This is a genomic window from Cellulomonas sp. T2.31MG-18 (assembly GCF_964266755.1).
GTDB lineage: Bacteria > Actinomycetota > Actinomycetes > Actinomycetales > Cellulomonadaceae > Cellulomonas.
This window is the reverse complement of record NZ_CAXWGW010000001.1, coordinates 297,544-310,616: the sequence shown is the minus strand read 5'-3', so window position 1 is coordinate 310,616 and position 13,073 is coordinate 297,544. Positions and strand designations below refer to the sequence as shown.

Below are 13,073 nucleotides of genomic sequence, written 5' to 3'. Positions count from 1 at the left end.
GTGGCTAAATCATGCTGGCAGAGGAGGGTCGAGCGCCGGGCCGGAATGGAGATCTTCATCCTGCCGGCGAGTGGCAGCGTGGAGCGCACCGTCGGGCGCTCTCGCGCCTCGAGCGGGGCTCGAATCAGCGCGCGGGTCTGAGCAGCGACCGCAGCTTCGCCTGCGTCTCCTCGTCGGTGGAGAAGAGCACGGTGCCGACCATTCCGCGGGTGAGCAGCACCTTGTAGACGTTGCGGACCAGGCGGTCGAACGTCGCGTCGTCGACGGTCTTCCTCGACCGGAGGTCGGGGTCGCGGTTGTGCTCGCGACGGGCGACCCAACGGTCGCCGCGCCAGACGAGGTCGGGGCCGAGGATCACCCCGTTCCACGAGTACTCGAACCCCTGTGCCGTGTACACGCAGCCGACCTGCTCGAACCCGCCCTCGGCGGTGGCCCACAACGCAGAGGGCGGCGCGTCGCCGACCGCACGCTCCCCGCGCACGTTCCACGGCCGCGCCCAGTCCCCGACCACGACGTCGTCGACCAGCGTGCCGTCCGGCCGCGGATCGCTCCACGGCCAGCAGTAGCCCGCCGTCATGCGAGCGTTCATCCCCGATGCGAGTCGGTCCCGGAGGCGTGACTCCAGGTCCGCAGGGGAGTCGGCCACCTCGACGACGAACCGGTCGTCGCCCGTCCACGGCTCGGGGCCACCACCGTCGAGGCCGAGCAGCCGCAGCACCCACTCGACCCAGGCGTCGCTGCCGCCTGACCGGAACTGACCCGTGAGGTCTACCTCGAGGACACGCAGACCGCGACGCTCCGCGTGCTCCCGGATCTCGTGCACGGAGCCCATCTCGCCCGGCCGCACCACCTGGTACTGGTCGAGCAGGAACACCGGGACCCGCGCCGCATCGAACAGCTCGTCGACCTGAGGGCGGGCCTCGGCACGGACCTCCTTGCGCGTGTACCGGTTGACCGAGGTGGCCCTCAGGCGGTGCGCCTCGTCGAGGATCAGCACGTCGAGACCGTTGCGCTCAGCGGTCATGAAGCTGTTGAAGTACGCGAACAGGTTCTTGGTGCGCGGTGAGCCGCGCCCGGCGACCGCGCGCAGCGTCTGCGTGAACGACCGCGACCCCGTGCCGTGCATCACCGTCCGACCTTCACGGGCGAGCTCGCCGAGGAGCGACAGAGCGATCACGCTCTTGCCGCTGCCCGGACCGCCGGACACCACCACGACGGTCTTCGTGTCCGCGCGGCTCGCGGTCCGGACGGTGTTCATCACCAGCTCGTACGCCACACGCTGCTCGTCGAGCAGCTCGAACTGCTCACGCTGCCGGATCTCCTCGGCCGCGACGGACAGCAGCTGCCGCGACGGTGCGACGTGCGAGGACAGCAGCCGGTCCGCCGCCCGCACGCCCGACACCGGCGCCAGCCGTGAGCGCAGAAAGTCGTGGAACTCCCCCCGGTGCTGACCGGTGAACAGCCTCGACGCGGCGCCGACGCCCGGAGACCGCAGGTCCGTGATGCCGTCCTCGGACGCATTGTGCAGATAGGCCGCTCCGACGATCGACTCCGGTGCCGACGAGAGGACCGCGGTGAAGTCGCGCAGGTAGTCGACGTAGCCGTCGACCTGCAACGCCGGGTGCAGGACGGGTCGGTAGCGGGCCCCGTCGACGTCGAGCAGCGTCTCGCTGCCTTCCCAGCGTCGCGCGCGACTCCACTGCTTCAGCTCGATGGCGACGTAGCTGGGGTCACCGGTCCTCGGGTGGACTCCTGCCAGGACCACATCCGCGCGCTTGCTCGTCATCGGCATCTGGTACTCCAGCAGCACCTCGACGGCACCGAGGTCCGCCTGACGAAGGTCGTCGGCCAGCACGCTCAACGACGAGCGCCACGACCGGCGCTCGCTCTCGCCCGGCCTACCAGCACCCTGGTACATGAGGAAGTCAGCGAGCGCTCGTTCGATGACGCTGAAGTCCGAGCCCACGTAGGCGATGAGCTCCGCGGCGCTGCGACGCAACGCATCCACGACGGGGTCCCCCAGGCAGCACGAATGAACGTGCGGGGGGACATGTCCGACCGCTCACGCGGGGAAGTCCGTCGATCCGCTGACGGGGGAACACTAGCCAGCCTCACTGGCCTCGCTTCTGATGCTGATGCGCGCGGCGCTGGCGGATGGAGACCGACGGCGTGATTCAGCGGGTTCCTCAGGTGGCTGACGTGCGAAGGGCAGTCTGGAGGCGGGCAATGATCCGCCCGAGCTCACCGGTGGACAGCAGGCCCGGGCCGAGCGGTCCCGACGAGTTCTCGCCGACCGGCGGCAGGGTCAGCAGTGCGGCTCGCACCTCGTCGGACGCGTGGGCGACCTGCCACTCGATCTCCGCGCTCGCCGCATCCGGCTGATCCGGGTGTGCCAGGCCGACGGCCAGCGTGGCGTACCCGGCGGCACCCAATGCGTGCGCGCCCATGTGCGCGACGCCCGACGCCTGCGCCCCCGCTCTCGCAGCCGCCACGGCGGCCGCCCCGTGCACCTCCCGGGCGGCTCGGCCGGCGACGAACCGTCGTGCGATCTCACCGGCTGCGTCGAGCTCTCCCCGGCCGAAAGCGCGGGCACGCGCGATGGCGTCCCGCGGGCGGTCGTCGTCGGGCGCCTCGGCCTCGAACAGGTCGAGCACGCGCTCCGCGCAGTCTGCCGCCCACAGCGCGACGGTGCGGCGGTCGGGCTCGCTGAGCGACTGGGGGGACGGCACGTCGCCACCCTGCCACGGCGGTCCCCGCAGGCCGCCGGAGCGGCGAGCGCGCAGCGAGGCGAGGACGGCCGGGCCTCGGCGGCACCGCCGGCCCGGCCGTCCCGCGTCGGCCTACCGGGCGCTCGCCAGCTGCGCCACCGGTCCCAGGCTCTGCCGCTCCAGCACGGCCACCACCGCGGCCTTCTCCTCGGCGTTCAGGTTCTGCAGCGGCGCCTGGAGCAGGTCGTTCTCGATGATGCCGCGGTGCATCTGGGCCGCCTTGAACGCCCCGAGGGTGGCGCTGAACGGGCTGATCCGCTTCGCCGCGATCTTGGCGATCAGCCGCAGCTTGTGCAGCCGCTCCTGCTCGGCACGGGCGGTGTCCCAGTCGCCGGCCACGGCGGCGTCGTACACGCGGACGAACCCGTGGGGGTCGATGTTGGCGACGCCGACGATCATCCCGTGCGCCCCCTGGAAGATGGCGGCGTCGCCGGTGATGTCCGAGCCGGTGATCACCGCGAAGCCCGGCAGGTCGCGGGTCTCCTCGATGATGTAGCGGAAGCCGTCCTCCTCGTCGCTGGTGTCCTTGACCCCGGCGATCACGCCGTCGTGCGCCAGCTGCACCGTGAGCTCCGCGGGGAGCTTCACGCCGACGAAGCCGGGGATGTCGTAGGCGTACAGCGGCAGGTCGGGGTGGGCGGCATGGATGGCGCGGAAGTGGGCGTCGATCTCGGTCCAGCCGACCGAGCCGTAGAACGGCGGAGTGCTGACCAGGCCGTCGATCGCGTAGCGCACCGAGATGGCGGCGTTGTGCAGCGCCCGACGGGTGCCGATGTCGGTCACGCCGACCAGGACGGGGATCCGCCCGGCGACCACGCGGGTCACCGTGTCGAGCACCGTCTCGCGCTGGTCGTCGGTCAGGTACGGCCCCTCACCGCCGGTGCCGAGGGCGAAGATCGCGTGCACGCCGGCGGACACCTCGAACTCGACGAGGCGTTCCAGGGAGGCGACGTCCACCTCGCCGTCAGGGGTCAGCGGCGTGGTGATGGGCGGGATGACACCGTGCAAGGGCACGTTCGGGTCGATGCTGGTCATGTTCCTGCAATTCTCTAGCGGGTCGGAAAGAACAGAGAAGGCGCTCAGCCCCACTGCGCCTCGGTCATCGGCCGCAGCGCCGTCTCGAGGATGCGGAAATGGCGCGGACGGGTCAGGACGAAGTAGATGAGCTCGGCGATGTCGTCGGGCCGCATCATTCCCTGCAGCTGCTCGCTGCCGTCCGTGCGGCCGCGGTGGTCGTCGATCGCGAAATGCGTCCACACCCCGCCGGGCGCGATGTTGGTGGCGCGCACGCCCTTCTCGCGCAACTCGTTGTCCAGGGCGCGCGTCAGGCCGATCTGCGCGAACTTGCTGGCGGAGTAGACTGCCTCGCCGGGCAGCCCGCGGCGGCCCGCCTCGCTCGCCACCGTCACCAGGTCGCCACCGCCGGCGGCCACGATGTGCGGCACGGCGGCGTGGTAGAGGTTGATGGTTCCCTGCACGTTGGTGCGGATCATCTCGTCCTCGTGCGCCGTCGGGACGTCGAGGAACTGCCCGTAGCTGCCGACCCCGGCGTTGGCCACCGCGATGTCCAGCCGCCCGAACTGTGCCGCGGTGTCGGCGACGAACTCCTCCACCACCGCGCGGTCGCCCACGTCGCCCGCCCGCACCAGCGACCCCTCGAGCCCCAGGTCCTTGCCGGACCGGGACAGCAGCCCCAGCTTCACGCCGTGCGCGTGCAGCAGCCGCGCCAGCGACTCCCCGATGCCGGAGCTCGCGCCGGTGATCACGGCCACCTTGCCGCTCAGGTCCACCGTCTCGTACGTCATGTCAGTGCAGTCCTTCCGTGTGCCAGCGGGTGGGAGTCAGAGAGCCAGCGCGTGCGCGCGCAGGTAGTCGCGGTCGAGCGTCAGCCCGTGGCCCGGGGCTGTGGGCGGGTGGTAGCGGCCGTGCTCGACGCGGCCGGCCGAGGCGACGATGCCCAGGTCGGTCCACGTGCCGCCGTCCGTCATCTCGGCGCTGGCGATGTTCGGCACCGCCGCGAGGATGCTGGCGCTCAGCTCCATGACGAAGTGCGGCGTCATCGGCAGGTTGCGGGTCCGGGCCGCCGCCGCGATGTCGAGGTAGCCGGTGATCCCGCCGACGCGGCCGAGGTCCGCCTGCACGAAGTCGACGGCCTGGGCGTCGAAGTACTGCACGAACTGCGCGGCGGTGTACACGTTCTCGCCCAGGGCGATCGGCGTGCTCACGTGCTCGGCGAGCCGGCGGTGGGACGGGATGTCGTCCGACGGCAGCGGCTCCTCGATCCACAGCAGGTCGAACTGCTCGAACCGCTTGAAGGCGCGCACGGCGGCCGGGTAGTCCCACCCCTGGTTCGCGTCCACGGCCAGCGGGAACATGCCGACGGCCTCGCGGATCTTCGCCAGCCGCTCGACGTCCTCCTCGAGGTCCGGCTTGCCCACCTTCACCTTGGCCGCGACGTACCCGTCGGTCTGCCAGCGGCGCACCTGCTCGACCACCTCGTCGACCGACTTGTTCAGGTTGATGCCGCTGCCGTACAGCGGCACGACGTCCCGCACCCGGCCGATCAGGTCCACCACGTTCACGCCGAGCGACTTGCCCAACAGGTCCCAGAAGGCGATGTCGAACGCGGAGATCGCGTGCGTGGTGACGCCCGCGCCGCCGACGTCGTGCACGTACTTGTACATCTCGTGCCACAGCCCCCGCGGGGACACGGGGCGCCCGACGACGGTCGGCGCGATCTCCCGCGCCAGCGCCCCGATGGTCGCCGCGCCCATCCCGGACGTGTGGCTGAACCCCGTCCCGACCAGGCCGTTGTCGCCCCGGACGTCCACCACCGTGACCTCGATGTCGGTCACCCGGTGGATCTGGTCGCCCCACGGCCCCTCGGGCAGCGGCACGCGGGCCAGGGTGATCTCCACCTCGTCGATCCGCGGCACCGCGACCGGCGCTCTGCGGGCCGACGAGACCTCGGCGGCAAATGCGATATCAGACATTCGTCTTTCCTATCTGTGAAGTCGAGCTCAACCCTTGACGGCCCCCGCCGCCAGCCCCCCGATCAGCTGCTTCTGCACCAGCATGAATCCGACGAGCACCGGAACCGCCGCGATCACGCCGCCGGCCGTCAGCAGGTCCCACCGGATCTGGTAGTCGCCGATGAACAGCTGCAATCCGACGGGAATGGTCTGGCTGGCGGTGCTGGACGTGAACGTCAACGCGTACAGGAACTCGTTCCACGCGAAGATGAAGATGTACGTCCCGGCGGCGGTCAGCCCCGGCCGCAGCAACGGCACGAGGATGTGCCGCACCATCTGCATCGGGCTGCAGCCGTCGACCGTCGCCGCCTCGTCCAGCTCCTTGGGCAGCCCGTCCAGGAACCCCTTGAGCAGGTAGGTGGCGAACGGCGTCGCGAACGTGACGTAGATCAGCACCAGGCCGGCGCGCGAGTTCAGCAGGTGCCCCGAGCGGAGCATCGTCGACAGCGGGATCACCAGCAGCACTGCGGGGAACAGCTGCGCCACCAGCAGGGCGGTCAGCACCGTCGTCCGGCCGCGGAAGCGGAACCGGGACAGCGAGATCGCCGCGGCGCTGGCCACCACCAGGGCGAACAGCACCGTCCCCAGGGCGGTGATCGCGCTGTTCACCATGTAGTGCACGAACGGCGTGGTGGCGAACAGCTCGCGGTACCCCTGCACCGAGAAGTGGGTCGGCAGCCGGCTCATGCCGTAGGCGATCAGCTGGTCCTGCGGCGTCACGGAGGTCACGGCCATCACCACGTACGGCCCGAGCGTGCACACCATCCACAGCGCGATCACCACGTACAGCGCCGGCTTGCCGAAGGTCCGCTTCAGCCCGGCTCCCAGCGGGACCGACCGGCGCTCGGCGACGGCACGCGACCGACGCTCGCCCCGGGCGCGGCCACCGGCGACACCGGCCCTCTCCAGCACCACCATCACGCCTCCCTTCGCTGCGTCAGCCGGATGTAGACGGCGACGAGCACGGCCAGCACGGCCGCCTGCACCACCGCGTAGCTGGCGCCCGAGCCGAGCGCACCCTGCTTGTAGGCGGTCAGGTACGAGGCCAGCGGGATGGTGGTCGAGGCGATCCCCGGACCACCGCCGGTCAGCACGTACGCCAGGTCGATGTAGTTCGCCGTCCAGATCAGCCGCAGCACCAGGGTGATCAGCACCGTCGGCAGGATGCTCGGCACGGTGATGAACCAGAACACCCGCAGGAACCCGCACCCGTCCGTCCGTGCCGACTCCTTGAGCTCCTCCGGAACCGCCTGCAGGGCGGCCAGCACCATCACCGCGAAGAACGGGATGCCCTGCCAGGCGTCCACCACGATCAGCGTGCCCAGCGCGGAGTGCGCGTTGCCGAACCACGCCACGGGCGAGTGCATCAGCCCCGTGCGGGTCAGCACCGCGTTGACCAGGCCGTGGTTTGGGTCCAGCAGCCACATCCAGATCAGCGCGACCAGGACGCTGGGCGTCGCCCAGGGGATCATCGCGAGCCCCCGGACGACGCCGCGCAGCCGGAACCGCTGGTTGAGCAGCAGCGCCCCGATCACCCCGAACACCAGCTGCAGCCCCACCCCGCCGAGCGTCCACACCACCGAGTTCCGCAGGAACGTGCCGAAGCTCGGGTCGGTGAACAGGGCGCGGAAGTTGTCCAGGCCGACGAACCCGAGGGTGCCGCCGAGCAGGCTGGTCTCGGTGAACGAGAGCCAGATCGCCCGCAGGAACGGGTAGGCGACGAAGACGACGAGCAGCAGGAGCGTCGGCGAGAGGAACAGCGGCACGGTCAGGTCGAGCCGCCGCTTCCTCCTCGTCGGCCCCGTCGGCCCGCTCGGCCGGACCGGCCGTCGCGTGGTCAGGGTGGTCATCGGTCGACTACTTCGACAGGTCCGCGGACAGCTTCTGCAGCATCTGCGCACTGCTGGACTGGCCGCCGAACGCCTGCTGGATGGTCGGCGACCACGTCGCGTTGACCACGTTGGTGGTGCCGTTCAGCTGCGGCCAGCTCTGCGCCGTCTGCGCCGCCTTGAGCGCCACCTGGTAGCCGTCGTCCTTGGTGAACGCCGCGTTCGCCGCGACCGCCGTCGTCACCGGCAGCTGGCCCTGCGGCGAGGTGCTCATCTTGAGCATCTGCGCGTCACCCAGCAGCCACGTCTCCCACTGCCAGGCGAGCTCCTGCTTCTTCGACGACGTGAAGACGACGTTGCCGCTCATCGTCTGCAGCGACGACGGCTTCGACGGGTCCTGGGACGGGACGGGGATCACGCCGACGTCCTGACCGAACTGCTTACGGACCGCGGCGAGCGAGCCGACGTGGTGGATCATCATCGCCGTCGTGCCGGACAGGAAGTTGCTCTGCACCTGGGCGAACGCCGCTGTGGCCGATCCCGGCGGCGCGAACTTCACCAGGTCCAGGTACGACTGGTTCACCTGCTCGCCCGTCGGGCTGTCCAGCGTCACCTTGCCGCTGGAGTCGACGAACTGGGCGCCGCCGGCGTACATCCACGCCGCCCACTGGTCCTGGCCACCGGCACCGCCGCGCACGTCGAACGCGTAGTGGCCGTTGCCCGTCAGCTTCGGCGCGTCGGCGATCACGTCCGCCTGCGTCTTGGGCGCATCGAGGCCGGCCGCGCTGAACAGCTTCTTGTTGTAGTACATGTACAAGGCTGTGTTCTGGTGCGGCATCATGTAGATCTCGCTCTTGCCGGGCACCTTGCCGGCGTTCCAGCTCGAGTCGATCACGCTCGACTTGCCGCTCCAGGCGTCGATCTTCTTGCTCAGCGGCGCCAGGACCCCGGCCTTGACGAACTGGCCGATCCACTCGTCCTTCATGCGCGCCGCGTCAGGGCCGTTGCCGCTGCTCAGCGCCGTCTGCAGCTTGTCCAGGTACTGCGCGGCGGGCACCACCTGCAGCTGCACCTTGCCGTGGCCGCTCTCGGCGTTGAACTGGTCGGCCAGCTGCTGCCAGGTCTGGTCGGTGGCGTTGTCCACCCACAGCCAGTAGTTCAGGGTCTGGCCGGTGGTGTCGGTGCTCTGGCTGGCGGCCGGGGCCGACGACCCGGACGGTGAGCTGCTGCTGCAGCCCGCGAGCGCGATGGCTCCGGCCGTCAGCGCCGCACAGACGGCTCCGGCCCGACGCCATGAAGAGTGCTTCATTGCAGTCCTCTCTCTCTTGCGGTTCGGGGGACCTCAACGGCCGGCTTGCGTCGCCTCTCGGGAGGCGGCCGGGCCGAGCGCCCGTTCCTTCGCCCGCAGGGCGGTGAACCGGGCGCGGACGTCGAAGAAGTGCACGTTGAGCTCGTGCGTCGCCAGCGAGGTGTCGCCGGCCTCGAGCGTCTCGACGATGCGCAGGTGGCGCAGCGCCGTGCTCTGCAGGTCGCCGCCCACCTGGAACTGCTCGGACAGCTCGTCGAACAGCCGCCAGAACGCGGCGATCAGACCCTGCAGCGTCTTGTTGCCCAGCTGCTCGTAGAGCGCCTGGTGGAACTGGGCGTCCTCCTGGACGAACGGCTGCCCGCGACCCGCCTTGGCGACCATGCGCTCGGCGATCCGGCGCAGCTCGCGCAGGGTGTTCGCGGACATCTTGGCGACGGCGATCGGGAAGAAGGCCGCCTCCAGCACCCGCCGCACGTCGAGCATCTCGAGCATCAGCTCGGTGGTCGGCTCCATGTAGCGGGTCAGCGACTCGACGACCGTCTCCATGTCGAAGGTGCCGAGCGTGCGCCGTGCCCCCTGCCGCGAGACGACGAACCCGAGGGCCTCCAGCGCGGCCAGCGCCTCCCGCAGCGCTGGCCGGCTGACCTGGAGGTCGTGCACCAGGTCCTGCTCGCGCGGCAGGGGGTCGCCGGGCACCAGCTCGAGCAGGCGGAAGTGGCGGATCAGTCGGAACTCGAGATCGGAAGCCACGGCGCTCACCACCACTTGTCTGACAGGTTCGGGCCTCGTCGCCCTCGCAGCGAGCCTGACTGTAGGAACGACGCGGCGAATGCCTCAATAGCGGGGGCCGGATAGGCCCCACATGTCAGACAGGTGGCCGCTGGCCGGACCCGGGCGTGCCGCGCGGACCACCGGCACCCGTTGGGCGCTGTACGCGCGGTGTCTGGCTCGCCGCAGCTCAGCCGAGCGCGCCGACCGCCCCGCGCAGCTTCGCCAGCGCCTCCCGGACCAGCGCGACCAGTCCGGGTCCGCCGTCGGACGCCGTCCACGTGGCGAACCCGTCCCGGAAAGCCAGCATCCCGATCTCCGCGGCGAGCGACGCCACCGGGTCCGGCACTCCCCGGTCCTGCAGCGCCGCCGCGACGTCCGCCACCAGGCTGACGTGCTTGAGCTGGTCGCGCGCCTGCAGCTCGGCGCTGCTGGCGATCACCGCGCGCACGCGCGGGGCCAGCTCCCGGTTGAACGACGTCATCGAGCCCGCGACGTTGTCGAGGCCTGCCGCGACCGCATCGAGCGGGCCGGCCCCGGCGGGGGCGCCGGCGATCCCCTCGACCAGCAGGCGGGACATCACGGCCTGTCCGGCGGCCAGCACGTCGCGCTTGTCGGGGAAGTACCGGAAGAAGGTGCTGCGGGTCAGGCCGGCGCGCTCGGCGATCTCGGCGACCGTCACCTGGTCGTACCCCCGCTCGGCGAACAGGTCCAGGGCGGCGGCCACCAGCCGTTCGCGTCCGTCCGGTTCCCATCTCGCCATGCGCGCAGCATAGTGATGCGACACCAGTCGCATCGCGGCGCTACAGTGATGGGACACGAGTCGCATCACTTCGATGTCGACCGCGAGATCTGGAGGTCGTCATGCGCGTCTTCGTCACGGGTGCCACCGGCGGGATCGGCTCCGCCGTCGTCGCCGAGCTGCTGTCCACCGGCCACGAGGTGCTGGGTCTGGCCCGGTCGGACTCGTCGGCCGCACGTCTCGAGGCCGCGGGCGGGTCGGTGCTGCGGGGCGACATCTCCGATGCGGACGTCCTCCGGGCGGGCGCGCAGCAGGCCGACGGCGTGATGCACCTCGCGTTCGGCCACGACTTCACCGACTTCGCCGGGGCCATCGCGCAGGAGGGTGCTGCCACGCGGACGCTGGGCGAGGCGCTGGTCGGCACCGGGAAGCCCCTGGTCATGGCCTCGGGCACCCCGGCCGTCCCCGGTCAGGTCACCACCGAGGAGACGGTGGCGAACGAGGGCACCGCCGGCGGTCGAGGTGTGAACGCGCAGCACGTGCTCGGCCTGGCCGAGCAGGGCGTGCGCAGCGCGGTCGTCCGGCTGCCACGCTCCGTGCACCAGGCCGGTGTCGCGTTCGGCTTCGCCGGGATGCTGATCAACGCCGCGCGGCGCACGGGCGTCTCGGGCTTCGTCGGCGACGGCTCGCAGCGCTGGCCGGCCGTGCACCGGCTGGACGCCGCGCACCTGTTCTGCCTGGCGCTCGAGCACGCCGAGCCCGGCACCGTCCTGCACGCGGTGGGCGACGAGGGGGACACCATGCGGTCCCTCGCCGACGAGATCGGCCGCCAGCTCGGGCTGCCCGTCGAGCAGGTGCCGGCCGAGAGCTTCGGCTTCCTCGGCACGATCTTCGACGTCGACCAGCCCTCCAGCTCCGCGCTCACCCGCGAGCGCTTCGGCTGGGAGCCCACCCACCCGAGCCTGCTGGCCGACCTCGCGACGGGCGACTACCCGGCGTGACCCGACGCCCCGCGGAGCGGATCACCCCACGACGCGCGCGGCGAGGCCGCGGATGAACCGCACGATCTCGTCGGGCCTCTGCTCCGCCATGTAGTGACCGGCGTCGATCGGCTCGTACGTCACGTCGGGCGCCCACGCCCGCCACAGGGCGGAGGCGTCGAACCCGAGCTGCGACCCCCAGTCCTGCGAGATCACCCCGACCGGCATGCCCAGGGTGCGGCCCGCGGCACGGTCCTCCCGGTCCATCTCGAGGTCGATGCCGGCCGAGGCCCGGTAGTCCGCGACGATCGAGTCGACGGCCGCGACGGAGCTGTCGACGTAGTGCTGCCGGACCTGCGCGGTCAAGGTCGACCCGTCGGCGTCCCACGCGTCGAGGAACGACGCGAAGAAGTCGTCGGCGACGGCACGGATCATGCGCTCGGGCAGGCCGGCAGGCTGCGCCATCAGGTACAGGTGCCACGCGACCTTGGCGTCCACCCCGTGCAGCACGCCCCAGGTGTCCAGGGTCGGCAGCACGTCGAGGATGCCGAGGTACTGCACCGCCTCGGGGTGGTCGAGCGCCGCTCGGACGCCGACCAGCGCACCGCGGTCGTGACCCACCAGCCCGAACCGCTCGTGACCCAGCGCACCGGCGACCGCCACGACGTCCTGCCCCATGGTGCGCTTGGAGTAGGTGTCGGCACCGTCCTCCGCCGGCTTGCCGCTCTCGCCGTAGCCACGCAGGTCCGGCACCACGACGGTGTGCCGGTCGGCGAGCAACTGGGCGACCTCCCGCCACATGTAGTGGGTCTGGGGGAAGCCGTGCAGCAGCACGACGGCAGGGCCGCTGCCGCCGACCGCGACGTTCAGCTCGACCCCTCCGGCCCCGGGCAGGCGCTGGTAACGGAATCCGTCGATCGTCAGCGTGGTCATGCGGGTCCTCCTGGGGTGGGGACGGTGTGGTGGGCGGTGTGCCCGGAGAAGATGCCGGCGGGCAGGGGGTGGGGCCGGTCCGCCGAGGCCCGGAGGGCCGGGACGAGGACGACGTCGACGAGGTGTTCCAGGTACGCGTCACCGGTGTCGAGGCCGTTGAGCCGCCGCAGCAGCAGCGCCGCGCCGGCGACCTCCTCGAAGGGGAACGGCTGCGCGCCTGCCGGGAGCTCGCCGCGCTGCACCGCGGCCGCGAGGACGTCGGCCGGCAGGCGGGAGCCGGTCGGCCCGACCGCCTGCTCGATGGCGTCGCACAGCTCAGGGTCCTCGAGGCCCGCCTGCAGCAGGAGCAGCGCCGTCTGACCGTCGGTGGACCGCATCGTGGTGATCAGCCGGCGGCAGAGGGCGAGCAGGTCGCCGCGCAGGCTGCCGGTGTCGATCACCTCGCCGGCCTCCCGACGAGCAGGTCCCGCCTTGACCGCGGCGACCACCATCTCGCGCTTCGACGTCCAGCGCCGGTACAGCGTCGCCTTGGAGGCACCGGCACGCCGGGCGACCTCCTCGAACGTGACTCCCTCGTAGCCCCGCTCGGCCAGCACCTCGGTGACGGTGCGCAGCACGTGCGCCTCACGCTCGTCGTCGCGCGGGCGCCCGACGCGATGGGTGGCGAGCTGCGATCGTGGTTCATTTGGATACGGCACGTTCCGTATCGTAG

General features: G+C 71.2%; 13 protein-coding genes. 1 reads left to right on the top strand and 12 read right to left on the bottom strand.

Going from position 1 to position 13,073, the window contains the following annotated elements; translation table 11 throughout:
• Positions 1-124: 124 nt before the first annotated feature.
• The 10 genes from ACFQTY_RS01425 to ACFQTY_RS01380 all read right to left on the bottom strand — a co-directional run bounded on the left by ACFQTY_RS01425 (position 125) and on the right by ACFQTY_RS01380 (position 10,469).
• The gene (locus ACFQTY_RS01425) at positions 125-2,008 is read right to left on the bottom strand and encodes a DNA/RNA helicase domain-containing protein (RefSeq protein WP_378096216.1); all 1,884 of its coding nucleotides are present in this window, start codon (positions 2,006-2,008) and stop codon (positions 125-127) included.
• A 178-nt stretch (positions 2,009-2,186) separates the two neighbouring features.
• Positions 2,187-2,729 (bottom strand): putative immunity protein, encoded by a 543-nt coding sequence (locus ACFQTY_RS01420; protein ID WP_378096213.1) that lies wholly within the window; start codon positions 2,727-2,729, stop codon positions 2,187-2,189.
• Positions 2,730-2,840: 111 nt separating this feature from the next.
• Positions 2,841-3,803: a dihydrodipicolinate synthase family protein gene (locus ACFQTY_RS01415; RefSeq protein ID WP_378096210.1), complete on the bottom strand. Its 963-nt coding sequence runs from the start codon at positions 3,801-3,803 to the stop codon at positions 2,841-2,843.
• 44 nt (positions 3,804-3,847) lie between these two features.
• Positions 3,848-4,573 (bottom strand): SDR family oxidoreductase, encoded by a 726-nt coding sequence (locus tag ACFQTY_RS01410; protein WP_378096207.1) that lies wholly within the window; start codon positions 4,571-4,573, stop codon positions 3,848-3,850.
• A 36-nt stretch (positions 4,574-4,609) separates the two neighbouring features.
• Positions 4,610-5,761 carry a mandelate racemase/muconate lactonizing enzyme family protein gene (locus ACFQTY_RS01405; RefSeq protein ID WP_378096204.1) on the bottom strand — a complete coding sequence of 384 codons (1,152 nt, stop codon included), beginning with the start codon at positions 5,759-5,761 and terminating at the stop codon, positions 4,610-4,612.
• Positions 5,762-5,788: 27 nt separating this feature from the next.
• Positions 5,789-6,718, bottom strand: coding sequence for a carbohydrate ABC transporter permease (locus ACFQTY_RS01400; RefSeq protein WP_378096201.1), 930 nt, complete (start codon positions 6,716-6,718; stop codon positions 5,789-5,791).
• A complete protein-coding gene (locus tag ACFQTY_RS01395) occupies positions 6,718-7,650 on the bottom strand; it encodes a carbohydrate ABC transporter permease (protein WP_378096198.1) in 933 nt (310 codons plus the stop codon). The genes ACFQTY_RS01400 and ACFQTY_RS01395 overlap by 1 nt, the downstream gene beginning before the upstream one ends.
• A 7-nt stretch (positions 7,651-7,657) precedes the next feature.
• The gene (locus tag ACFQTY_RS01390; protein WP_378096195.1) at positions 7,658-8,938 is read right to left on the bottom strand and encodes an ABC transporter substrate-binding protein; all 1,281 of its coding nucleotides are present in this window, start codon (positions 8,936-8,938) and stop codon (positions 7,658-7,660) included.
• A 33-nt stretch (positions 8,939-8,971) separates the two neighbouring features.
• Positions 8,972-9,688 (bottom strand): FadR/GntR family transcriptional regulator, encoded by a 717-nt coding sequence (locus tag ACFQTY_RS01385; protein ID WP_378096192.1) that lies wholly within the window; start codon positions 9,686-9,688, stop codon positions 8,972-8,974.
• Positions 9,689-9,896: 208 nt separating this feature from the next.
• The gene (locus ACFQTY_RS01380; RefSeq protein ID WP_378096189.1) at positions 9,897-10,469 is read right to left on the bottom strand and encodes a TetR/AcrR family transcriptional regulator; all 573 of its coding nucleotides are present in this window, start codon (positions 10,467-10,469) and stop codon (positions 9,897-9,899) included.
• 101 nt (positions 10,470-10,570) lie between these two features.
• Between ACFQTY_RS01380 and ACFQTY_RS01375 the strand changes: the two genes are divergently transcribed.
• Positions 10,571-11,449 (top strand): SDR family oxidoreductase, encoded by an 879-nt coding sequence (locus ACFQTY_RS01375; protein WP_378096186.1) that lies wholly within the window; start codon positions 10,571-10,573, stop codon positions 11,447-11,449.
• 21 nt (positions 11,450-11,470) lie between these two features.
• Here the strand turns inward: ACFQTY_RS01375 and ACFQTY_RS01370 are convergent, their stop codons facing one another.
• On the bottom strand, positions 11,471-12,361 hold the full coding sequence (locus ACFQTY_RS01370; protein WP_378096183.1) for an alpha/beta fold hydrolase: 891 nt from the start codon (positions 12,359-12,361) through the stop codon (positions 11,471-11,473).
• A complete protein-coding gene (locus ACFQTY_RS01365) occupies positions 12,358-13,059 on the bottom strand; it encodes a TetR/AcrR family transcriptional regulator (protein ID WP_378096179.1) in 702 nt (233 codons plus the stop codon). Before ACFQTY_RS01365 ends, ACFQTY_RS01370 begins: the two co-directional genes overlap by 4 nt.
• Positions 13,060-13,073: the final 14 nt, after the last annotated feature.

Bases quoted from the DNA above. Each gene is read 5' to 3' on its own strand.
- ACFQTY_RS01390 (WP_378096195.1), bottom strand. From the start codon at position 8,938: ATGAAGCACTCTTCATGGCGTCGGGCCGGAGCCGTCTGTGCGGCGCTG.
- ACFQTY_RS01375 (WP_378096186.1), top strand. From the start codon at position 10,571: ATGCGCGTCTTCGTCACGGGTGCCACCGGCGGGATCGGCTCCGCCGTC.
- ACFQTY_RS01370 (WP_378096183.1), bottom strand. From the start codon at position 12,361: ATGACCACGCTGACGATCGACGGATTCCGTTACCAGCGCCTGCCCGGG.
- ACFQTY_RS01395 (WP_378096198.1), bottom strand. From the start codon at position 7,650: ATGACCACCCTGACCACGCGACGGCCGGTCCGGCCGAGCGGGCCGACG.
- ACFQTY_RS01400 (WP_378096201.1), bottom strand. From the start codon at position 6,718: ATGGTGGTGCTGGAGAGGGCCGGTGTCGCCGGTGGCCGCGCCCGGGGC.
- ACFQTY_RS01380 (WP_378096189.1), bottom strand. From the start codon at position 10,469: ATGGCGAGATGGGAACCGGACGGACGCGAACGGCTGGTGGCCGCCGCC.
- ACFQTY_RS01410 (WP_378096207.1), bottom strand. From the start codon at position 4,573: ATGACGTACGAGACGGTGGACCTGAGCGGCAAGGTGGCCGTGATCACC.
- ACFQTY_RS01405 (WP_378096204.1), bottom strand. From the start codon at position 5,761: ATGTCTGATATCGCATTTGCCGCCGAGGTCTCGTCGGCCCGCAGAGCG.
- ACFQTY_RS01415 (WP_378096210.1), bottom strand. From the start codon at position 3,803: ATGACCAGCATCGACCCGAACGTGCCCTTGCACGGTGTCATCCCGCCC.